The 21,316-nt window shown below is 61.2% G+C and carries 15 protein-coding genes and 1 tRNA gene; 3 read left to right on the forward strand and 13 right to left on the reverse strand.

What is annotated here, in order from left to right; all coding sequences use genetic code 11:
• Window positions 1-62: 62 nt before the first annotated feature.
• A tRNA-Ser gene (locus IE101_RS01715) sits at window positions 63-152 on the forward strand.
• Between the two features lie 504 nt (window positions 153-656).
• Here the strand turns inward: IE101_RS01715 and IE101_RS01720 are convergent.
• Window positions 657-1,703 carry a hypothetical protein gene (locus tag IE101_RS01720; protein ID WP_189632070.1) on the reverse strand — a complete coding sequence of 349 codons (1,047 nt, stop codon included), beginning with the start codon at window positions 1,701-1,703 and terminating at the stop codon, window positions 657-659.
• Between the two features lie 5 nt (window positions 1,704-1,708).
• Between IE101_RS01720 and IE101_RS01725 the strand changes: the two genes are divergently transcribed.
• Window positions 1,709-2,836 carry a cytochrome P450 gene (locus IE101_RS01725; protein WP_189632071.1) on the forward strand — a complete coding sequence of 376 codons (1,128 nt, stop codon included), beginning with the start codon at window positions 1,709-1,711 and terminating at the stop codon, window positions 2,834-2,836.
• A gap of 24 nt (window positions 2,837-2,860) precedes the next feature.
• On the opposite strand, the gene IE101_RS01730 is transcribed toward IE101_RS01725, so the two are convergent.
• From IE101_RS01730 to gyrA, 12 genes are all read right to left on the reverse strand, one after another.
• Window positions 2,861-4,318 carry a class I SAM-dependent methyltransferase gene (locus IE101_RS01730; protein WP_189632072.1) on the reverse strand — a complete coding sequence of 486 codons (1,458 nt, stop codon included), beginning with the start codon at window positions 4,316-4,318 and terminating at the stop codon, window positions 2,861-2,863.
• Window positions 4,319-4,336: 18 nt separating this feature from the next.
• Complete coding sequence (locus IE101_RS01735; protein ID WP_189632073.1) at window positions 4,337-6,076, reverse strand: TylF/MycF/NovP-related O-methyltransferase; 1,740 nt, start codon at window positions 6,074-6,076, stop codon at window positions 4,337-4,339.
• Window positions 6,073-6,327 carry an acyl carrier protein gene (locus IE101_RS01740; RefSeq protein WP_189632074.1) on the reverse strand — a complete coding sequence of 85 codons (255 nt, stop codon included), beginning with the start codon at window positions 6,325-6,327 and terminating at the stop codon, window positions 6,073-6,075. Before IE101_RS01740 ends, IE101_RS01735 begins: the two co-directional genes overlap by 4 nt.
• The gene (locus tag IE101_RS01745; protein ID WP_189632075.1) at window positions 6,324-7,565 is read right to left on the reverse strand and encodes a cytochrome P450; all 1,242 of its coding nucleotides are present in this window, start codon (window positions 7,563-7,565) and stop codon (window positions 6,324-6,326) included. The genes IE101_RS01740 and IE101_RS01745 overlap by 4 nt, the downstream gene beginning before the upstream one ends.
• On the reverse strand, window positions 7,546-9,204 hold the full coding sequence (locus IE101_RS01750) for a fatty acyl-AMP ligase (protein WP_189632076.1): 1,659 nt from the start codon (window positions 9,202-9,204) through the stop codon (window positions 7,546-7,548). Before IE101_RS01750 ends, IE101_RS01745 begins: the two co-directional genes overlap by 20 nt.
• Window positions 9,201-9,476 carry an acyl carrier protein gene (locus tag IE101_RS01755; protein WP_189632077.1) on the reverse strand — a complete coding sequence of 92 codons (276 nt, stop codon included), beginning with the start codon at window positions 9,474-9,476 and terminating at the stop codon, window positions 9,201-9,203. Before IE101_RS01755 ends, IE101_RS01750 begins: the two co-directional genes overlap by 4 nt.
• Window positions 9,477-9,486: 10 nt before the next feature.
• The gene (locus IE101_RS01760; RefSeq protein ID WP_189632078.1) at window positions 9,487-10,242 is read right to left on the reverse strand and encodes a hypothetical protein; all 756 of its coding nucleotides are present in this window, start codon (window positions 10,240-10,242) and stop codon (window positions 9,487-9,489) included.
• Between the two features lie 1,180 nt (window positions 10,243-11,422).
• The gene (locus tag IE101_RS01765; protein WP_189632079.1) at window positions 11,423-14,512 is read right to left on the reverse strand and encodes an efflux RND transporter permease subunit; all 3,090 of its coding nucleotides are present in this window, start codon (window positions 14,510-14,512) and stop codon (window positions 11,423-11,425) included.
• Window positions 14,513-14,515: 3 nt separating this feature from the next.
• Entirely contained in the window at window positions 14,516-15,697 is a 1,182-nt protein-coding gene (locus IE101_RS01770; RefSeq protein WP_189632080.1) for an efflux RND transporter periplasmic adaptor subunit, read from the reverse strand.
• Between the two features lie 117 nt (window positions 15,698-15,814).
• The gene (gene gluQRS, locus IE101_RS01775) at window positions 15,815-16,654 is read right to left on the reverse strand and encodes a tRNA glutamyl-Q(34) synthetase GluQRS (protein WP_189632081.1); all 840 of its coding nucleotides are present in this window, start codon (window positions 16,652-16,654) and stop codon (window positions 15,815-15,817) included.
• Window positions 16,636-17,973 carry a methylenetetrahydrofolate--tRNA-(uracil(54)-C(5))-methyltransferase (FADH(2)-oxidizing) TrmFO gene (trmFO, locus tag IE101_RS01780; protein ID WP_189632082.1) on the reverse strand — a complete coding sequence of 446 codons (1,338 nt, stop codon included), beginning with the start codon at window positions 17,971-17,973 and terminating at the stop codon, window positions 16,636-16,638. The genes gluQRS and trmFO overlap by 19 nt, the downstream gene beginning before the upstream one ends.
• A 102-nt stretch (window positions 17,974-18,075) precedes the next feature.
• Window positions 18,076-20,775: a DNA gyrase subunit A gene (gyrA, locus tag IE101_RS01785; protein WP_373296039.1), complete on the reverse strand. Its 2,700-nt coding sequence runs from the start codon at window positions 20,773-20,775 to the stop codon at window positions 18,076-18,078.
• A 246-nt stretch (window positions 20,776-21,021) separates the two neighbouring features.
• Here gyrA and IE101_RS01790 point away from each other — a divergent pair, with 246 nt between their 5' ends.
• Window positions 21,022-21,291 (forward strand): usg protein, encoded by a 270-nt coding sequence (locus IE101_RS01790; protein ID WP_189632084.1) that lies wholly within the window; start codon window positions 21,022-21,024, stop codon window positions 21,289-21,291.
• Window positions 21,292-21,316: the final 25 nt, after the last annotated feature.

Raw genomic sequence — 21,316 nt, forward strand, 5'->3', positions numbered from 1 at the left:
GCGCAAATCCTCCGCCTAACCCCTTGCAATCGCCCCGGGGTTCGGGTTAAACCCCGGCCCACGGACAGGTGGCCGAGTGGTCGAAGGCGCACGCCTGGAAAGTGTGTAGGCGGGGAACCGTCTCGAGGGTTCGAATCCCTCTCTGTCCGCCAAAATCCCACATTATCCGTCTGTTCATTGGCAAAAATCTTGTTGATGTGCGCTTAAATGTGTTGCGTCGTGTGCATCGCATTGGCGGAACAATAGTCAAGGCTCCTCCCTGAAACTGGCCCGGCCAAGCGCCGGGAAATTTGTCGAGGCGCAGCATGACGGCACGCATTCTCGGACCCATCCTCGAACGCTGGATTCGATGATCCAGACCGAGAAACTCCGCACCCAGGGCGGCGTTCTGAACAACTAAGATATGGCGGGCCTCTACCGCCGTGTCGGCTCCATCCATGGCTGCACCCCCGATGATGTGCAGCTTTGGCACGAACAGCGCGACCGCCTGTTGGCTGCCTGACCCGATCCGCAAGGCGCGGATCAACAAACCCCAGAACCTCACCGATCGACCCAGCGCACCGGCCCGGCCGGATGCGGATAGATCGTGCAGCCTTATGGAACGACCATGGGACACCCACACACGCCCGGGTTTACGTGTAGTCTTGCCGATAAACTCAAAAAGAATGCGGTTCAGGAGGGAAAGCACCGGGGATCTGATCAGCCGCTCCGAAAACTCTTGAAAAAAGAGGGGCAATCCTTCGCTGTGCAATAAGAACGGACAAGAGATCATGCAGGTCACAGTCGGGCACCGCCTCTAGTTGCACTCCCACCAAACCGGCCATTCGTTTACACATAGCCGCATCTTCAGCATGCAGTTCGGCGTACATGAGAAGGATTGGAACCCCTTCCGGGACTGGGTACGTCTTGAATAGTTCCTGCAAATCGAGAGGAAGCGGCATCCGTGGCTTCAGCAAAGCCTTCACCTCTTCTGTGAACTGCGTGAGGCTACGCTCAGCAAATGGAACAAGCGTAGTTTCCGGAGAGAGGGCAAGCGCACCTTGCGCCCTTGCCGTGATTGCAAAATGCAAAGCCGCAAAGCCGCCCGAAGACGTGCCCAACACGTGGAAGCGTCGAACCTTTTGTTTTTCAAGAAAACGGCGGAGTCCGGAGGTGATGTCCCCATGGTTGGGGCCGAAAGCCGGCGTGCCAAAGGCATAGCGCAGCTTCGAGGGATCTTTCAGGAATAGGATATGACGATCCTTGGGCAGAAAGCGTTCAAGCAGATATAGGGTCACCCAGTAAAGATCTGCGGTACCGATAAATACGATGATGGCATCTTGCGCATCCGACCTGCGCAAGAACATCGCGCTTCTGGTCAGCATCGCAGGGTCAGGCTGATCAACGCCTTCGTCGACCCACGGCGTCAATCTGTCGTGCAATCCCCAGCGTTCAAACTGGCGAATGGTCAGCAAAAGTCTGCCAGCGGTCAATGCGGTATCTGCGTGGTCCTTTAGCGCCTCTGCCACCGGCTTGACCTCATGAAATAAACCTTCGCCTGCCAGAAAGACGGCCGAGTCTATCCGCGCAGTTGGTTCCGCGCCGGTGTCAAAGGCCAGAGCGAAATGTTCCTCGAAAGTCAAAAGGCTCTTGGACATTGCAGTTTCCCATTCTCTAGATTGGGCTATGATCCGGAGCAGATAAAAAATCCAGAGCGTATCCATCCGGCATGTTCCTTGACATCGCATTCGCGCCCCGCGCCCCATTTTTCGATGCCGGTCTGAAGGCGCACATCATCACGCGTTACACGGATGTGGCCGCGATCGTGGCTTCGCCCAAGGTAACCGTGCCACGCATCGAACTTGATGTTGCGGTTCGGTTGAATGCACGTTTTCCAGATCGCTTTTCTGCATTGTCAAAATGGGCAGAAGGCATCCTGATCCATCTTGATGGCCCCAAACACGTCGCCGGGCGGGATCGTGCCAAAGGCATGGTGCGCCACGCATGGGATAGCTTGAGCGCTGCCAAACTGAAGGCGCGCGCCGAGCGTTTGCTTGATGATCAGGGCGCGGCAGGCAAGATCGACGGCACCCGGCTTGCCGCTGACTATATCGACGGGCCGTGGAGTGACCTCCTTTTGCTGTCGTTGGAAGACGCACGGCATATCATCGACGGTTCTGAAGGCTGTCTGACCGAATGGAGCCAAATTGTCGCCCTGAACAAGTATCAGGAGCGCAATGCCAAAACAGCCGCGCTCATGGACCGCGTTCTGGCCAAGATTCGTCTCCAGCCTTGTCCTTGGTCGACTGAGGGTTTTTTAGACATCGATGCCCCGGTGATGCTGTTCATCCTTGGTCTTGCGAACGCGACGGTGAAGCATACGATCACAAACATGCTTTACACCCTTGCGGCAGATCAACCGGAACAGGACCGCCTGCGCCGCGACCCTTCACGGATCTCCGCGTTCGTCGAAGAGGTGTTGCGTATGTATGGGGCCGTGCGGTTTCGGGATCGCATCGCGGGGCCAGACGGTCTTGAAGATTATGCCATTCTACCAGGAGAACGGATCAGGCTGTATTTTGAAAGCGCCGGCCGCGACCCGGACGTTTATCCTGATCCGAATCGGTTTGCGCCGGAACGGTATCTGGACACCACAAGACCAGCGCCGATCCTGTCTTTTGGTGGCGGCAGCCATCTGTGTGTCGGGCGACTGTTGGCACGGTTGCAGATGGCTGCCCTCATTTCAGCGCTGGTCGAGCGTTACACGCTCATATTCGATGAACGGAATCCTGTTTCCTTCCCCGACATTGCCTCTCTTGGGTTCAAGAAACTGCCCTTGCGTCTGGCGCCTCGCTGAAACGCCGCCAGACATTGGGGAGGATCACGCCCGAATAAGCCAGCCATTGGGACAGGCGGTAAGATTATGGCCATATCGGTCGCATGTGTCGGTATCCAATCGATAATCGGACCCTCGGCGCGACAGGAAGGTTTGAATGGCCATGTGGGGGGCGGAAGTTTCGGGCTGACCGATCAGACTGCCGGTATTACCATCCTCGACCACGATCCGGTCGCCCGGTTGCAGATGCGCATCAAAGAATTCAAGCACCGCAAGACACATTGGTTCCGTATGCGCCGCATCTTCAATCACCAGCCACGGCCGAGGCAGGGCAGAAAGAAAATCCGCAGTCAGAACTTCTCCGAGATCCAGCGCATTGCCATAGATCACGTCAACCTTGGGATCCGCGATCCCCTTCGGAGGCGCGATATCCACCGAAACAATGCGGCCCTCGATATCAAACGCGCGCAACTGATCCGCCATCCAAAGGGCGCGCCCGCCTTCATAGGTGCCGATTTCGAAGATGGTGCCGGGGCGAAGCGTTTCGATCAGCGACATATAGTTGAACTGGTCAAACGGGCTGAGCAGCATGGTCCGCCCCTTGTATTTTTGCCCGTTCATGCCGCGTTGTACACTTTGCCAGACTTGTGTCGGCAGCTCTGTCTGGAGTGGACGTGCACCCTCTTGCGCTTGGGGGGAGGCCTTTGTGCCAAACTGAAAGACGGAGCGGAACTGCTCGATGGCGAGTGCACCGCCAATTCGTGCATTTTCCAGCAGATCAAGCAAGGGCCGCAAGGCTGCGGACGGGCGAAACTCAGCCAGAAAAGCCTGCAACTCTGGTGACGACCCCAGCTTCGTTTTCGGAACGACGATCGTCAGGCCCGAGTAGACGCCGACTGAAACGATCTCGAAATCATCTTCGCGACCTACGAGGGCATCTTCCAGGGCCGTCAGTACGCCATTGCGCGCGCCTCCTTGGGTTGTGGCGCAGGGTATGTCGAAGATTATTCCACGCGGATCCCAACCCGATGAGCCTGGCGCGATCTGCCCTTTCGCGTAAGTTTGCCTGAACGCCTCGGGGATACGGTCAGGGTCGTAATAGGAATCCCGCCGCCCCCAAGGCCAGCCCGTATCGTCAAGCACAAGGATCGGCGGATTTTGTTGAGGAGCCTCCGGAGGCCCCAAAAGCAGATTGATCTCATGGAAGACGGTGTACCAATTGTGGTCACCATCAATAAGCACGACATCGGCGGGCGGCAAATCGGCCAGGACCTCGAGGCTTGGCGTAATGTGCACCTTCGCAGCGCCAGCAAAGGTCTGTTCGAAGGCAACCGTATCGAACTTGGGTGCGGGGTCGATGATATCGGCAAAGGCAGCGTTCGCTTTGCACCACTGCGCGAGGCGCGTGCTGTTTCGGCCAGCCTCGGCCCCGATCTCTGCCACGCGTTTGGCGTTTGCCGCCTTCAGCAACGGGCGCAATATCGGTATCCAGAAGATGTTCATCTTTTGACTGCCTCTCTGTCAGGCCTGTTTGCGCCAGGCGATGCCTGTGTGATCAATGCGCTCTACGGGTTCAAAGATACCTCGGGTCGCGCGGAACTCATCGACAGCCTCGGCACACCGGGGCAGCGCGTAGTCGTCGATGATGATGACCCCACCGGGCGAAACCTTGTCATAAAGCGCGGTCAAAGCGTCCATGGTGGAACTGTAGTGATCCCCGTCAAGCCGCAGCAGGGCGATGCGGTCGATCGGCGCATGGGGCAGCGTGTCGCAGAACCACCCCGGAAGGAACCTGATCCGGTCCGACATCAGGCCAATTTCCTCAAAACTGGCCCGCACGGTGTTTTCCGAAACGGCAAGCCCGGCGTTGTTGAGAGGTTCAACGAACCCGGAACAGTCAAGGTCACCATCCATCACGGGAAGCCCTTCGAACGAATCCGCGAGCCAGACCGAGCGGTCATTGATGCGCCTTGCCGCTAGAATACCCGCCATCATCATGGCTGATCCGCCGCGCCACACGCCACATTCGATCAAATCGCCAGGAATGGCTTGCTCCAGCACGGTTTCGACCGCCCGACGCAGATAGCTCAGACGCTTCTTCCCCGTCATCGTCAGGGCCGTTGGCAGAACCTCGTTGCCAACGAGCAGGCCTTCGGTCTCTGCCCCGATGACGCGCCGCAACTGGCGCGGATAGGCAGATTTCGAAGCCTCGATCAGATCCTCGCGTCCTGCCGACTTGAGCGTGACAAGCAGGGCGCGAAGCCGTGCCTCGGCCTCGCGCGCGCCGGTGTTGAGAAGCCGCTGCTCCAGAAGATCAAGATAGAGGTTTTCCGGGGACGGCTCCTTTGACGTCGAAGCCTTGAACATTTTGCCCTGCAGCGGCGGCGTGTTGGTCTGGAACACCCAATAGGGCTTGCGCACGCCTTTCGGCGGGCGCGTCCGAAGCCGCTGGAACTCTCGCGTCATGATGCGCGCTTGTTCGGGGAAATCTTTGTGAGAGGCCGCTGCGCTCTTGGTGTGCGTCTGATGGAACGTCGCTTCGCCTCCAAGTGCAATGATCTGCGTTCCAGGCAACTCCGCCGCCCGATAGAAGACATCGGAGCTTGCGTAGCCGCCGCCGTCGGTCTGGAACGCCTCGTCATAGCCGCCGACCTCGTTCCAAAGGTCACGTGACATGGTCAGGGCATTGCTTTCAAACCCGGGCGCATACCATTGCAGAATGCTCGGCTGTTCGATCAGCCCGCTGGAGATTTCGAACAGTCGATAACCATCCTTCGGCCAATCGATCGACTGAAGCAACCTGTCTTCAACCTCGGCTGAATAGCCGGTGAATTCAGCCGCGGATTGTGGGTAGAAGCCTAGGACTAGCGTCGAGGTATATATGATCGCCCGATCATGGCAGCGGGTAGCTGCGACGCTTGCCGCGAGAAGCCCGGGCGACGGCATCCGGGCGCCATCGATGATTGTGCAGATCAGCTTCCCGCGGGCAGCGGCAAGTCCCATGTTCATCGCCTGAACCGGAGACGGCAGGCCGGAGTTGCAATAGAGGATTTTCAGGTCCAGCCCGAGGCCGGCAAAATCTTCCACCTGCGGCGGGAATGCAGAGCCGTTGTCGACCACAATGACTTCATAGGGGATTGCCTCCATGCCCCGTTGGTAACTGGGGGAGAGTGCCAGCAATGTTCGGGGCAATTCACGCGCCATTTCATAGCACGCGACGACGACGCTGAGGTGGGGAGCGATATCCGCTGTTCCGGTCATGCGACGAGCCCGGACTGCCGCAGATCATCGATCAGGCTACGGAGATTTGCATTTCGGAGGAAAAGCGTGGCATCAATCTCGCAGTTGAACGTCTCTTCAAAGGCGCCACCGATGATCACACTGTCCACCGAGTCGAGGCCGAGAGCCGCGAACTCGGCGTCGAGATCGAACGCCTCTGGCGGCAGATCAAGAAAGTCTGTCAGATACTTTGTTGTCCAGGCGATCACCTGATCGGCATCCAGTTTGGTCATGGGGCAAGGCCTTTCTGCGGAGAGAGAATGAGGGGAAGGTGGAGAGCCCTGCGCAGTGTCTGACGGTCATGCCATTCGAACGGCAGATCAGAAACGCGGCGCGGCAGGCGTTGGAGGATCACGCGCAGGGCTGTTTCAGCTTCCAGCAACGCAAGCTCGGCGCCAAGGCAATAATGCCGCCCAAGGCCAAAGCCAAATCCGCGGCGGTTGCTGCGCCATGGGTCGAACCGATCAGGATCCGGATAGACCGCAGGATCGCGGGAGGCAGCATCTGTAAGCAGCAGAAGCCTTTCCCCACGGGAAATTCTTGCCCCGCCGAGAGTCAGATCGGTCTGAGCGATACGCCACATTTGCCGCACCGGGGGCGCATATCTGAGCGTTTCCTCAACAGCAGCGCGTAGGATGGGCGGCTCGGCATCGACCAGGGCGTCGACAAGCCCGGCCTCAACAACTGCGGCGATGGTATTGCCGATCAGGGCGGCCGTATTTTCCGATGCAGCCATGATCAGGAACATCACATGGTTTGCAATATCAACATCAGACAACGGGTATGATGCATCGGCCAGCAGGATCATGCGGCTTATAGCACTGTCGTCCGGCTTTTTGCGCCGCTCTGAGACGATCGACAGAAACGGAAGGCGTTGGTCTATGATCAACGTCTCCATCCGCGCATAATACCGTGGCGAGCATCCACGGTCAAAGGTCCGGCCGATTTCGGCGGTCTCACGCACGAAATCCACAACCAACGGACCCGGCAGGCCTAGGACATGCGCGATGAACAGCGAGGGCAGGACATCTGCGTAACGAAGGGCTGCATCAAAGGTGCGATCTTTTGCCACATCCGCCAGAAGATCTTCGGAAAGCCTGTTCAAGACGGCGGCATGATCGGCCAAGCAGCCTTGGGGCAAGACCGCCCTGAGAAAGCGCCTTGCATCCTCGTGTTGAGGCGGATTGATGAAGGGCAAGAAAGCCGACAGCAGACCCGTCAGGGTCGGTGTGGGTTTCCCGCTGCGCGTGCAAAGATCCTGGACGATCGACGAGAGATCTGCCACCAGAAAACTGCGGTCAGTCAGTACAGACGTCACCTCGGCATGACGATGAACGATCCAGCATCGGTCCTGCATGGCCCAAAAAACAGGTGGTGCATCCAGCAGCATCGGCCATGGCTGGTCGCATAATTCCGGGCCCTTCTGCCTCAGTGTGGAAAAGTCGCGAAGTTCAGGGATATGTTTGTTCATCTGCCGCGGCATCCGAACGCGCAAAGGCGCGGCACAAGTGACGTTGTATTTTCCCGCTTGTGGTTCGCGGCAACCTTCCCTCCCGCACGAAAAAGACTTGGTCCAGGGTAAAGCCATGCACGCGGGTCACGGCCTCCCGGACTGAGCGCGCCAAGGCATCCGGGTCAAAGTTTGCAAAGCTGCGGCGCGAGACTTCGTGAACCGCAACTATCCGGTCACCACCATCTGTCTCTGCCTCCTCAACAAAGACGGCACCTGCCCCATGGACGAGGTCGGAAGAAACGGAGCTGATCGTGTCGTCAAGGTCATTGCCATGATGTTTGACCCCTCGGATGATAAAGATGTCCTTCGTGCGGCCTGTCACGAACAATTCGCCGGATTGGAGAAATCCCAGATCGCCTGTTTTCAGGAACTCACCGTCTGTCCCGTCGGCAAGCCGCGCATGGAAGGTTGCCGCTGTCGCAACTTCGTCCCGCCAATATCCCTCGCTCACATGTGGACCAGAGACGCAGATTTCCCCTTGCTCTCCGTCTGGCAGCACGTCGCCCTCAGGTCCAATGATGCGCACAATTTGCGGGCTGAGAACCTTTCCACAAGAAACAACTCGCTTTCCGTTAAAAGCAACAGTCCTAAGCCCTGATCGAGGAGGTCCGCCGGAGACGAACAATGTTGCTTCGGCTAGCCCATAGCAGGGCAGGAAGGCATCTTCGCAAAAGCCTGCACCCGCGAAAGCATCGGCAAAGCGCCGCAGTGCGGCGACACGCACAGGCTCTGCCCCGCAGAATGCTGTGGTCCATGAAGAAAGATCCAAACCCTCACGGTCTTTGTCGCTGACCATTCTGGCGCAAAGGTCATAGGCAAAACTGGGTGCGCCGCTGCCTGTTGCTCTGAATCTGCTGATGGCCCGCACCCACCGAACCGGCTTTTGTAAAAAAGCGAAAGTTGGCATGATGTATGTGCTTCGCCCGGCCTGCAGCGGATAGAGGATTGTTCCGATCAGCCCCATGTCATGAAATACCGGTAGCCATGTCACCGACGGCTCGGACGGATCGGCACCGAAGATCTGGGCGATCATTGCATGATTTGCCATCAGGTTTCCGAACGAAATGGTGACGCCCCGGGGGATTGCCGTGGACCCAGAAGTGAACTGGATCAGGGCAGTATCCTCCGGCCGCCATTCTCGCGCGGGAAAGTCCGCCGTGGGAACTGCAAGGTCGGTCGTGATCCAGTCGCAATCCGAACCAAGACGCTCTCTCAGCGCCTTGTCTTGGGCGATGGCCTCGGTTGTTAGGATGACCTGAGCCCCGGCGGCTGCCCTGATGTTCGCGGTCCGCTCGCGCGCTCGATCTGTTTGCGGTTGCGGTGCTGGGACCGCGATCACACCCGCCAGGAAGCAGGCGAATATCGTCACGATGAACGGCAGACCCGTAGGATAGATCAGCAGCGCTGGCTCCCTCGGGCCAATACGCTGGGCAATAACCGACGCAAGGCCGACAGCCTGGGCATGGAGTTCGGAAAACGTCAAGCTTTCCGTCACATCCTCGCCTCTCGGCATGAAGCCGAACGCGATCTTGTCGGGGGTGTTACGTGCCCAGTAGCCAAGCGCCTCACGCAGGTCGTGGATGCCGGTTACAGTCACGATCTTTGGTCCGGGCCAAGGGTGAAGGAGGCGAGCAGGAGTTTGGCGAAGGCTTCGAGGGACTCTGCCTCGAAGATAAGCACCGGATCGACAGGCATACCGAATTGTTCTTCCATCGCGCCGCAAAGGTAGACGGCCTCGGCCGAGGTTACACCGAGATCGATGAAGCTATGATCCAGCCGTATTTCTGTCTCTGGAAGCCCAATGAACTGCGCAACGTGACGCACGACAGAGGCGCGCAAGTGATTTTCGGCTTCTGGTCCGGGCAGCATTGCGGTCTCTTCAAGCAAGTTCAGGCGTCAGCATCGTTGCGTCCGATACACGCACGCGGCCGACAGGCGCAAGGTGATCGCTCCAGCACAGCGGCCCGAAGGGAAAGACCACGGGGTAGAGGATTAAGTCCCAATCCCCGGGAAAGGAAGGGGCTCGTACCATTATACCGCTCGCGCCCCTCATTACCGGTTGGCCCGACACTTGGAACGGGTCTCGCGTTTCGGAACTGCGCCAGAAATAGGCAACCTGCAATACCTCTGGCATATGACCCGAGAGTACGTCAATCTGAAGGTCGACGCTGACCTCCTCACCCGGGAGGACGGTCGCTTCAGAAGGTCTTGCAGTCAAGCGGATGCGGGGCGCGTCAAGCGGTGCGCCGTTCTCAGCTGCAGCACGAATGCTTTTGATAGTGCTGACCAGTGTTTCCAGACGGCCGGGTGTAAAATAGGTTCCATGCCCCCCGGGAACGATGTGCGCGGCGGGACGCGGAAACATTCGCTCCCAACGCAGTTTGGCGCTGTGTTCCTCGCCCCGCAGATACGGATTGAAAAGCTCGCTCTCTGCTCCGAACAACAATGCCACTGGGCAAGGAAGGGGGAAGGAGGGCTCCACTTCCAGTGCGATGAAACTTTTGCAGGTCCGTCCTGCCAGCGACCAGCGCGCCGTGAGCTGCGCTGCGACGCCAACGCCCTGACAGTTGCCTCCGATGAAGGATAAGCCGCCGTCGAGGCAGTCCAATAAAATGTCAGCGTAATGGTCACCCATTCGGACATCCAGCGCGCTTCTTCCTGGCTCCAGTCTTGCGATAAGGTGCAAGGAGCGAATTCCTATGAGCGGCTGGTCATCTCCCAAGAGGCTGGCGAGGCGGGGAAATTCATGTTCTGCGTTGAAGCACCAAATCAAAGGGGGCCGCTGTCCGTTCGGGTTCAGAATGCGGACAAGACCACGTTCGTCCAAAGGATCCCCAGCCCACTTGCTCATCAAATGGGCTTGTGTGGCGAGCAGTCGTTCAGCTTCCAAAACGCACCAAAATTGCCGTGATCTCCGATGCTCATCCGGTTGAACCCGGGATTCTTTATAGAGCTTGCCGCGGTTGCGCCGACAGAGCAATGGGTAATCGGCTTCATGCCTCTGCACCGCTGCGCAGATCAGCCATTGCTGTGATTTGGGCTGCGAAAGACAGATGCGCGCAAAAGTTTATGATGCTCGGAAGCAGGTAACGTTATGGTGTTGTCGAGACGCCATCAATTCTTCTCCGAGTAAGGGATATGCCACCTGCCTGACGAGCCCGTCACCCGACTGCCTGGCCCATCGGGATTTGCCCCCGAATGCGCTTGCACGAGGTAATCCGCGCCCGAGCGTGCAAGCTGACTGAACAGGTGATTGAGACGGATTTGACGCAGCTGACGGCCGCCTTTCCCGACGAAAAGCTCTTGGCTGGCTGGCCGCGACCGATGCGCCATGAGTATTGTGCCGTTGGTCTTGGTGTTTGGCGTTCTCGGTTAGCGTCCCAGAGGCTGGTGTCTGTTGATTTCCACCCGGACCTGAGCCGGGTAGGCGCATAATTTCCACTGAGAATTGAGCCATGTGAACCTTCCCCCCGGAGCGGCGAGCGGCGGGGGTAACGGATTGATCCACATGGGACTTTTGAACATCATTCCACGTATGCACTTGCGACAGAAGCTGTAGATCCGCGAGATTGCTAGGCGCACTGGTTTGTCGCGCAATACCTTGACCAAGCATCTTGCTGCTAACACTGTGGAGCCGAAGTTTGCGACGCCAGAGCGGCAGAGCAAGCTTGACCCCTTTGCCGAGAAGTTGGCGGTCTGGTTGAAGACCAACGCCAGCAAGCCACGCAAAGAGCGGCAGACACTGAAGAAGATGCACGCCGATTTGGTAACGCTCGGGTTGGGGTGCGGCACCTCCGGGGTGCCGCATCCTTGGTTCAGGCTTGGCGGGCGAAGAGTTTGCGGACCCCCACGAAGAAGGCCGGCACCAGGAAGATGCCGAAGGCGACTGACGCGAGCATGCCGCCGCTGACGCCCGTGCCGATGGCGCGCTGTGCCAGTGCCCCGGCGCCGGTTGCGGTGGCCAGCGGCAAGACCCCAAGCAGGAAGGCGAAGCTCGTCATCAGGATCGGGCGCAGACGCTGGCGGGCGGCTTCGACGGCTGCCTCGACCAGCGGGGTTCCGGCGGCATTCAGGCTTTGCGCGAATTCCACGATCAGGATTGCGTTCCGTGCCGCAAGGCCGATGGTCGTCAGCAGGCCCACCTTGAAATAGACGTCATTCGACTGCCCGAAAACCAGCGCGGCCAGCAGCGCGCCCAGCACCCCCACGGGGACCGAGAGCATGACGGCGAAGGGCACGGTCCAGCTTTCGTAAAGCGCCGCAAGACAGAGAAACACCACCAGCGCCGAGAGTGCATAAAGCAGCGGTGCCTGATTGCCCGAAAGGCGTTCCTGATAGGAAATCCCCGTCCAGGACAGGCCATAGCCCCCCGGCAGTTCGGCCACCAGTTCCTCCATCGCGGTCATGGCGTCGCCGGTCGAGACCCCCTCGACCGGTGCGCCGGAAAGTTCGAGCGCACGCGCCCCCCCGAACCGGTCGAGCGAGGGCGAGGCTTCATCCCAGACCTGGGTGATGAAGGCGGCGAAGGGCACCATCTCTCCGTTGGAATTGCGGGCGAACCAGCCGTCGATGTCTTCGGGCTGCATGCGCCATTCGGCCTCGCCCTGCACGATCACGGGTTTCAGCTCGGCGCCCAGGGGGAAGTCATTGACCTCGCGCCCCGAGAAGATGACCGAGAGCATCCCGTTCACCTCGGAAAGGCTGAGGCCCATGGCGCGGGCCTTCTGCTGGTCGATGTCGAGCCGGAGCGAGGGGCGGAAGGTGGTCTCATGCCCGCGGAAAGACCCGGTCCGACCATCGGCCTCGGCCTTGGCGACCAGATCGACGGCGGCCTGCTGCAGCGCCTCGGCCCCATTCCCGGCCTGATCGAGCAGATACATGGTGAAGCCCGAGGCATTGCCCAGCCCCTGAATCGCAGGCGGCTGGGTAAAGACGATGCGGCCCGCGCGATGGCCGCCGAACCGGCGGTTGGCCTCTTGCGCGAAGGTGGCGGCGGCCGTGTCGGGGCGGTCAGCGAAATCGCGCAGCTTGACGAAGAGCATGGCGGTGTTCTGACCGCTGGACCCGAAAGAAAAGCCGAGCGCGCCATAGACCGAGGCGACCGTATCGCCGCGCTCCTGCAGCAGCCATTGTTCCACCTCTTGCACCACGGCCTCGGTCTGGGCGGTGGTTGATCCTTCCGAAAGGCGCACCTGCGCCATCAGCACGCCCTGATCTTCCTGCGGCAGGAAAGAGGAGGGCAGGTGCTGATAGAACCAGCCCGTCGCCCCGCCGATCGCCAGCAGCAGCAGGGCCATGCGCAGCGGCCGCCGCGCGGTCCAGCCGGCGCTGCGGGCATAGCCGCGGGTCGTGGCGTCCAGCCCGCGGTTGAACCAGCGCGCAGGCGCCATGCCGCCCTCATGCGAGCGCGGGCGCAGAAGGCTGGCACACATCGCGGGCGTCAGGATCAGCGCGACCGCCAAGGACAGCATCATGGCCGAGATGATCGTCACGCTGAACTGCCGGTAGATCACTCCGGTTGAGCCGGACATGAAGGCCATCGGCAGAAACACCGCAGACAGGACCAGCGCGATCCCGACCAGCGCGGGCGTGATCTGACGCATGGATTTCGAGGTGGCGGCGGGGGCATCCAGACCTTCTTCCTCCATCACCCGTTCGACGTTTTCCACCACCACAATGGCATCATCGACCAGAAGGCCAATGGCCAGCACCAGCGCGAACATGGTCAGCGTGTTGATCGTCAGCCCCGCCGCCGCCAGCACGCCGAAAGTGCCCAGCAGCACCACCGGCACCGCGATGGTGGGGATGATGGTGGCCCGCCAGCTTTGCAGGAAGACAAGGATCACCAGAAAGACCAGCACCACCGCCTCGGCCAGCGTGTGATAGACCCGCTCGATCGAGGATTCGACGAAGGGCGAGGTGTCATAGGGATAGGCGATCTCAACGCCTGCGGGCAGGGCTGCGCTGACGCGGGTCAGCGTCTCGCGCACGCCCTCGGCGGTTTCCACGGCATTGGCGCCGGTCGCAAGGTTGATGCCGAACCCCGCCGCAGGTTTGCCATTGAAGCGCGAGGCCGAGCCATAGCTTTCCTGCCCGATCTCGATCCGTGCCACATCGCCCAGAAAAACGGTGGAGCCGTCGCCCGTGGTGCGCAGGATGATGCGTTCAAATTCTTCGACCGAGGCCAGCTGCGCCTGCGCCGAAAGCGCGACGGTCAGCTGCTGGCCCGCGATCACCGGCTGGCTGCCCAGGCTGCCCACGGTGACGGTGCTGTTCTGTTCCGCCACCGCCGAGGTGACATCGGCCGTCGTCACTTGATACTGCGCCATCTTCAGCGGATCGAGCCAGATGCGCATGGCATAGCCCGACCCGAAGCTGTTGATCGACCCCACGCCCGGGGTGCGCAGGATCGGCCCTTCGACGATTTGCCCCATCAGGTCGCCCAGCTGCAGCGAGGTGTAACTGCCATCCTGTGACACCAGCGCCGCCACCATGAGGATGGAGGAACTGGAGCGCGTCACGCTGATGCCTCGGTCCTGCACGGTCTGGGGCAGGCCGCTCTGGATCAGCTGGATCTTGTTCTGCACCTGGATCTGCGCCATGTCGGCGTCGACGCTGTCATCAAAGACCAGCGTGACCGAGGCCCGCCCCGTCGCCGAGGATGACGAGGTCATGTAAAGCAGCCCATCAAGCCCGGTCAGCCCATCTTCGATGACCGACGTCACCGAGTTTTCCGCCGTTTCCGCAGAGGCGCCGGGGTAGGTGGCCGAGATGCGGATCGTCGTCGGCGCGATGTCGGGATATTGTGAAATGGGCAGGGTGGTCAGCCCCCAGGCCCCCGCCAGCATGGTGATGATCGCCAGCACCCAGGCAAAGACCGGGCGGTGAATGAAAAACTCGGCCATGGGTCAGTTCCCCGCCGCCGGGGCCGTATCGCGCACCACGCCTGCCGCGTCGATGGTGACAGGCACGGGGGTAAGTTCGGCCCCTTCGCGCAGGCCGGTCAGACCGTCGATGATGACCGCCTCACCGGGGGTCAGGCCTTCGGCAATCAGCCAGTCGTTTTCCTCGCTGCCGATGGCGGTCAGGGTCTTTTTCGCGGCCTTGCCTTCGGGGGTGACCACCCAGACGGTCAGCTCGCCGTTGCGGCCGATGGTGGCGGCGCGCTGGGGCAGGCGGTAGGCGGTGATACGGCCCACCACCACCTCGCCGCGCAGGAACATGCCGGGCAGCAGGCGGCGGTCGGGGTTGTCAAAGCGGAAGCGGATGTCCTGCGTCCCCGTGGTGGTGGACACCGTGACCGAAGGCGCGACCAGCGTGCCGCCGCCGTTGTGCGTGGTGCCGTTTTCCAGCGTCAGCGTCACATCCAGTTTTTCATCGGGTCTGAGCTGGCCCTTTTCGATCTGATCCTGAATCGACAAAAGCCGCGCCGCGGGTTCGTAGAGATCGACATAAATCGGGTCGAGCCGGGTGACCGTGGCCAGCGCATCAGCCTGGCTTTGCGTCACCAGATCCCCCACCGAAACCGTCGGAAAGCCCGCGATGCCGCTGATGGGGCTGGTGATCGTGGTCCATGCTAGATCCTGTTCCGCAAGCTTCAGCGCGGCCTCGGCGCTTTGCACCTGCGCGCGGGCCGAGGCGGCCTCGGCCTCGGTGCTTTCGACCGTGGCGCGGGTGGAACCCGATCCCTCCAGCGTCTTGGCGCGGGCGGCGGCGGATTCGGCCACCGGCAACGCCGCCTGCGCCTGCGCCAGTGTCGCGCGGGCCGTCACCACCGCGGCCTCATAGGTGGCGCTGTCGATGCGGAACATGGGGCTGCCCGCCTCGATCTGCTGGCCGGGGGTATAGAGGATTTCCGTCACAAGCCCTGTGACCCGTGGCCGGATCGCCGCATCCTGATAGGCCACCGCACGCCCCGGCAGGATCGACCGGCGCTTCACCTCTTGCGGTTGCAGGGCAATGACCCCCACCTTGACGGGGCCCTGCGGCGCCCCGGCCCCCGGCGGGGCCTGACCCGCCACCGGCAGGGCAAGGCAAAGAAGCAGCGGCAGGGCAAGGGCCATCCGGGCCGGGGCGAGGGATGCGATCATGGGTTCGTCCTGTTCCTGCGGGCCAAAGCAGCCGTCTCCGCCAAGCTAGGGCGGGCAACGGCCCTCGGCAACCGCGGTTGCGCCGGGGTCATACGCCGGGCCGGGGCAATTCCGTCGTCACAAGCCGATGATTTTGCGAATATCCTCGGGGGTGGCGCCTTCAGCGCGAAAGAGCGAGAGCGCACGGGCATCATCCCGCTTGGCCAGCCGTTTGCCCTGATCATCGCGGATCAGTCGGTGGTGGTGATAGGTGGGGGTCGGCAGATCCAGCAGGCGCTGCAACACGATATGGATGGCCGTGGCGTCGAACAGATCAAGGCCGCGCACGACCTCGGTCACGCCTTGGGCCGCATCGTCGACCACAACCGAAAGGTGGTATGAGGTGCCGATATCGCGCCGGGCCAGCACCACATCGCCCACGGTTTCGATCATCTCGGATGCGCTGCGGCTGTGGTGGCCCGCGCGGTCCGGCCCTGTCTCGTGAAATGCAATCGCGCCGACCTTCGCCATGGCCGTCCGCATATCCAGCCGGATCGCCGCATTTTCCGCGCCATGTCCCTTGCCGCGACAGGTGCCGGGATAGACCGGCCCATCCGGCCCGATCACCGGGGCGCCTTCCTGCGGGGCCGACAGGGCGGCGCGGATGTCGCCGCGCGTGCAGGTGCATGCATAGGTCACGCCGAGGGCTGCCAGCCGATCCAGCGCCGCCGCATAGGCGGGCAGGCGGTCAGACTGGCGCATCACCGGCTGCGGCCAGGAAAGCCCAAGCCAGCGCAGATCCTCATAAATCGCGGCCTCATAGGCGGGGCGGCAGCGGGCGGTATCAATATCTTCGATCCGCAGCAGGAACGTGCCGCCCTTTGCCCGGGTCCAGGCCGTCAGCGCCGAAAAGGCATGGCCCAGATGCAGCGGCCCGGTGGGGGATGGCGCAAAGCGCGTTACTGCGCCGCCAGCCATTGCGTGAAGCGGTCCTTGGCGCGGTCGGTATAGGCCTTGTAGCGGTCTTTGCGCCCGCGACGGCCGCCCTTCGCATCAATCGGCGGGAAAAGCCCGAAGTTCACGTTCATCGGCTGGAAGGTCCTGGCCTCGGCCCCGCCGGTGATATGGGTGATCAGCGCCCCCATGGCGGTGTCGGGCGGCGGCGGCGGCAGGGTCTGCCCCTTGATTTCCGCCGCGGCCATGCGGCCCGCCAAAAGGCCCATGGCGGCGCTTTCGACATAGCCCTCAACCCCGGTCACCTGACCGGCAAAGCGGATGTTCGGCCGCGTTTTCAGGCGCATCTGATCATCCAGCAGCGTGGGCGAGTTGATGAAGGTGTTGCGATGAATGCCGCCAAGACGCGCGAACGAGGCATTTTCCAGCCCCGGAATCATTTTGAAAACAGCGGTTTGTGCGCCGTACTTCATCTTGGTCTGGAAGCCCACGATATTATAGAGCGTCCCCAGCTTGTTGTCGCGGCGGAGCTGCACCACGGCATAGGCCTTTTCCTGCGGCTTGTGCGCGTTGGTCAGGCCCACGGGTTTCATCGGCCCGTGCCGCAGCGTTTCGCGCCCGCGTTCGGCCATGACCTCGATCGGCAGGCAGCCGTCGAAATAGCCCGCGGTTTCGCCTTCGTGGAATTCGGTCTTGTCGGCCGCAAGCAGCGCATCGATGAAGGCCTCATACTGGGCCTTGTCCATCGGGCAGTTGATATAGGCGGTGCGCTCTTCCTCGGTCTCGCCCTTGTCATAGCGGCTTTGCAGCCAGGCGACCGACATGTCGATGCTTTCGGCATAGACGATGGGGGCGATGGCGTCGAAAAACGCAAGGCTCTCGGCCCCAGTTTCCGCGCGGATGCTATTGGCCAGCGCAGGGCTGGTCAGCGGGCCGGTCGCGATGATCCAGTGGCCGTCCTGCGGCAGTTCGGTGATCTCGCCATATTCCACCGAAATCAGCGGATGGTTCATCAGCCGCGCCGTCACCGCCTCGGCAAAGGGATCACGGTCCACGGCCAGCGCGCCGCCTGCGGGCAGGCGATGGCTGCGCGCCATTTCCATGATCAGGCCATTGGCCGCGCCCATTTCCCAATGCAAAAGCCCCACGGCATTGCGTTCGTCATCATCCGACCGGAAGGAATTGGAACAGACCATCTCGGCAAAACTGCCGGTGCGATGGGCAAAGGTGCCGACCTTGGGCCGCATTTCATGCAGCACCACAGGAACGCCCATCTGGGCCGCCTGCCAGGCTGCTTCCGATCCGGCCATTCCGCCGCCGAGGATGTGGAGTGTATCGCGCATGCCCTCGCAGATAGCCCCATGTGCCGGGCAGATCAAGGCACCCGCAATGGCAAAGGCCGGGGCGTGACCCCCGGCCTTCGGTTTCGACTGCGGTCCGTGGGGTCAGCCTTCGCTGCCCTCGGCCTCATCCGTCTGTTCGGCCACGCGGGCGACCGAGACGACCTCTTCATCGCCGCCGGTGTTGAAGACCTTGACCCCGCCTGCGCTGCGCGAGCGGAAGCTGATCTGATCGACCGGCACGCGGATCGATTGCCCGGTCGAGGTGGCCAGCATGATCTGATCCGACAGCTCCACCGGGAACGAGGCGACAAGCTGCCCGCCGCGCATGGTTTTCTCGAACGCGGTCACGCCCATGCCGCCACGCCCGCGCACCGGGTAATCATGGCTGGAGGACAGCTTGCCCAGACCCTTGGCCGTGACGGTCAGGATTAGATCTTCGGCCGCCGACATTTCGGCATAGCGTTCGGGGCTCAGCTGACCTTCGGCCACGGCCTCTTCCTCGTCGCTCTCCCCTTCATCCTCAAGGTTGCCCGCCATCAGACGGCGCTGCTTGAGATAGGCGGCCCGCTCGGCCGGGTCAGCCTCGAAATGGCGGATGATCGACATCGACACGACCTTGTCGCCCTCGGCCAGACGGATGCCGCGCACGCCGGTCGATCCGCGCGATTTGAAGACGCGGATTTCCGTGGTGGCAAAGCGGATCGCGCGGCCGCCCGAGGTGACAAGCATCACATCGTCATTCTCATCGGCAATCGCGGCATTCACCAGCGTCACGCCTTCGGGCAGGTTCATCGCGATCTTGCCGTTGCGCTTCACATTGGTGAAATCCGACAGATCATTTTGGCGCACGTCCCCGTCCGAAGTGGCAAAGACGATCTGCAGATTATCCCATTCTTCTTCGGGCACATCGACGGGCATCAGCGCCGCGATGGACACGCCGGTTTCGATTGGCAGGATATTGACGATGGCCTTGCCCTTCGAGGTGCGTCCCGCCAGCGGCAGGCGCCAGCACTTGAGCTTGTAGACCATCCCGTCGGTGGTGAAGAACAGAAGATGCGTATGGGTATTGGCGACAAAGAGCGTCGTCACCACGTCATCTTCCTTGGTCGCCATCGAGGCGAGCCCCTTGCCACCACGGTTCTGGGCGCGGAATTCCATCAGCGGCGTGCGCTTGATGTAGCCGCCGCTGGTGATGGTCACGACCATGTCTTCGCGTTCGATCAGGTCTTCGTCATCCAGATCGCCCGCCCAATCGACAATCTCGGTCCGGCGCGGGATGCCGAATTGCTGCTTCACCTCGGACAGTTCCGAGGAGATGATTGCCATGATCCGTTCACGCGAGGACAGGATGTCGAGGTAATCCTTGATCTTGGCGGCCAGTTCTTCCAGCTCGTCCGTGATCTCTTTGACACCCATCGCCGTCAGACGCTGCAGACGCAGGTCGAGAATGGCGCGCGCCTGCGTTTCCGACAGGTTATAGGTGCCGTCGTCGTTCATCTTGTGGGTCGGATCGTCGATCAGCCGGATATAGGCCGCAATGTCATGCGCGGGCCAGCGGCGGGTCATCAGACGTTCGCGCGCCTCGGCCGGGTCGGCCGAAGACCGGATCGTCGCCACGACTTCATCCACATTCGACACGGCCACCGCCAGACCGCACAGGATATGGCTGCGCTCGCGTGCCTTACGCAGTTCGTAGGCGGTACGACGTGCCACAACTTCCTCGCGGAAGGTGATGAAATGGCTGATGAAATCGCGCAGCGTCAGCTGTTCGGGCCGCCCGCCGTTCAGCGCCAGCATGTTGCAGCCGAAGGTCGTTTGCATGGGCGAGAACCGGTAAAGCTGGTTCAGCACCACATCCGGCGTCGCGTCCCGCTTCAGCTCGATCACCACGCGCACGCCGACGCGGTCGGATTCGTCAGCGATATTTGCGATGCCTTCCAGCTTCTTCTCGCGCACCAGATCGGCGATCTTTTCGATCATCGCCGCCTTGTTCACCTGATAGGGGATCTCGTCCACGACAATGGCCCAGCGATCCTTGCGGATCTCCTCGACCCGGGTCTTGGCGCGGATGATGACCGAGCCGCGCCCTTCGAGATAGGCCTTGCGCGCGCCGCTGCGCCCCATGATCTGCCCGCCGGTCGGGAAATCCGGGGCGGGGATGATCTCCATCAGCCGCTCGGTCGAGACATCGGGGTTCTCGATCATGGCCAGACAGCCGTCGATCACCTCAGAAAGGTTGTGGGGCGGAATATTGGTCGCCATGCCGACGGCAATCCCGCCCGCGCCATTGACCAGCATATTCGGGAAGCGCGCCGGAAGGACCGTCGGCTCCTTGTCTTTGCCGTCATAGTTGTCCTGGAAATCGACGGTGTCCTTGTCGATATCCGCCAGCAGGAAGGCCGAGGGCTTGTCGAGCCGCACCTCGGTATAGCGCATCGCCGCAGCGCCATCGCCATCCATCGACCCGAAGTTGCCCTGACCATCCAACAGCTTCAGGCTCATGGAAAAGGGCTGGGCCATGCGGACCAGCGCGTCATAGATCGCGGCATCGCCGTGGGGGTGGTATTTCCCCATGACATCGCCCACCGGGCGCGCCGATTTGCGATAGGATTTGTCATGCGTGTTGCCGGTTTCCGACATCGCATAAAGAATGCGCCGATGCACCGGTTTCAGCCCGTCGCGCAGATCGGGGATTGCGCGGCTCACGATTACGCTCATGGCGTAATCGAGATAGGCCGTCTTCATTTCCTTTTCGATGGAGACCTGCGGGCCCGTATAGGACGAACGCGGGGTTTCTTCCATGTTTTCAGTATCTTCCGGCTGGTCGGACACGCAAGGCCGCCTTCTTGTTTGCAGGGCCGTGGTGGCCCCAAGATTTAGTTGGCGGCAGTATAGACCATCGCGGAGAGGGGGTGCAACCGGCCTCTGTCCGCGGGATTGTCAGCCGGGCAACGTGGCTGACAACACACTGTTTTTATTGACAGAAAATCAGAATTTGGCACGATTTTGGAACAGGCAGCCTGACAGAAGAAACGCAGGAGGTATCCCATGGAGCGCAACGAGACGGAGATGATGCTGAAGGGCTACGGTCTCACCACGGCCGAGTTCTATTACCGTATGCCGGATTTCCGCAATGTTCTGAACAGCTTCATCTGGCAGGACTACGATCTGGCGCCCGATTATCCGCGGCTGTTCGGCTTCATCGAATTCTGGCAGGCCCAGATCGAAGGCCCGCTGCATTCGGTGCGCTTTACCCATCGCAAGCTGATCAGCCCTGGTGAATGGCGCAATGTGCAGGGGGAATTCCATCTGCACTGACGCGGCCTTTGCCAGGGACAGGCGG

Origin of the sequence: Gemmobacter lanyuensis, assembly GCF_014652355.1 — a bacterium.
Classification (GTDB): Bacteria; Pseudomonadota; Alphaproteobacteria; order Rhodobacterales; family Rhodobacteraceae; genus Gemmobacter; species Gemmobacter lanyuensis.

Coding starts and splice junctions, on each gene's coding strand:
- IE101_RS01720 (WP_189632070.1), bottom strand. CDS start 1,703: ATGGATACGCTCTGGATTTTTTATCTGCTCCGGATCATAGCCCAATCT.
- IE101_RS01725 (WP_189632071.1), top strand. CDS start 1,709: ATGTTCCTTGACATCGCATTCGCGCCCCGCGCCCCATTTTTCGATGCC.
- IE101_RS01730 (WP_189632072.1), bottom strand. CDS start 4,318: ATGAACATCTTCTGGATACCGATATTGCGCCCGTTGCTGAAGGCGGCA.
- IE101_RS01735 (WP_189632073.1), bottom strand. CDS start 6,076: ATGACCGGAACAGCGGATATCGCTCCCCACCTCAGCGTCGTCGTCGCG.
- IE101_RS01740 (WP_189632074.1), bottom strand. CDS start 6,327: ATGACCAAACTGGATGCCGATCAGGTGATCGCCTGGACAACAAAGTAT.
- IE101_RS01745 (WP_189632075.1), bottom strand. CDS start 7,565: ATGAACAAACATATCCCTGAACTTCGCGACTTTTCCACACTGAGGCAG.
- IE101_RS01755 (WP_189632077.1), bottom strand. CDS start 9,476: ATGCTGCCCGGACCAGAAGCCGAAAATCACTTGCGCGCCTCTGTCGTG.
- IE101_RS01760 (WP_189632078.1), bottom strand. CDS start 10,242: ATGGGTGACCATTACGCTGACATTTTATTGGACTGCCTCGACGGCGGC.
- IE101_RS01765 (WP_189632079.1), bottom strand. CDS start 14,512: ATGGCCGAGTTTTTCATTCACCGCCCGGTCTTTGCCTGGGTGCTGGCG.
- IE101_RS01770 (WP_189632080.1), bottom strand. CDS start 15,697: ATGATCGCATCCCTCGCCCCGGCCCGGATGGCCCTTGCCCTGCCGCTG.
- gluQRS (WP_189632081.1), bottom strand. CDS start 16,654: ATGGCTGGCGGCGCAGTAACGCGCTTTGCGCCATCCCCCACCGGGCCG.
- trmFO (WP_189632082.1), bottom strand. CDS start 17,973: ATGCGCGATACACTCCACATCCTCGGCGGCGGAATGGCCGGATCGGAA.
- gyrA (WP_373296039.1), bottom strand. CDS start 20,775: ATGGAAGAAACCCCGCGTTCGTCCTATACGGGCCCGCAGGTCTCCATC.
- IE101_RS01790 (WP_189632084.1), top strand. CDS start 21,022: ATGGAGCGCAACGAGACGGAGATGATGCTGAAGGGCTACGGTCTCACC.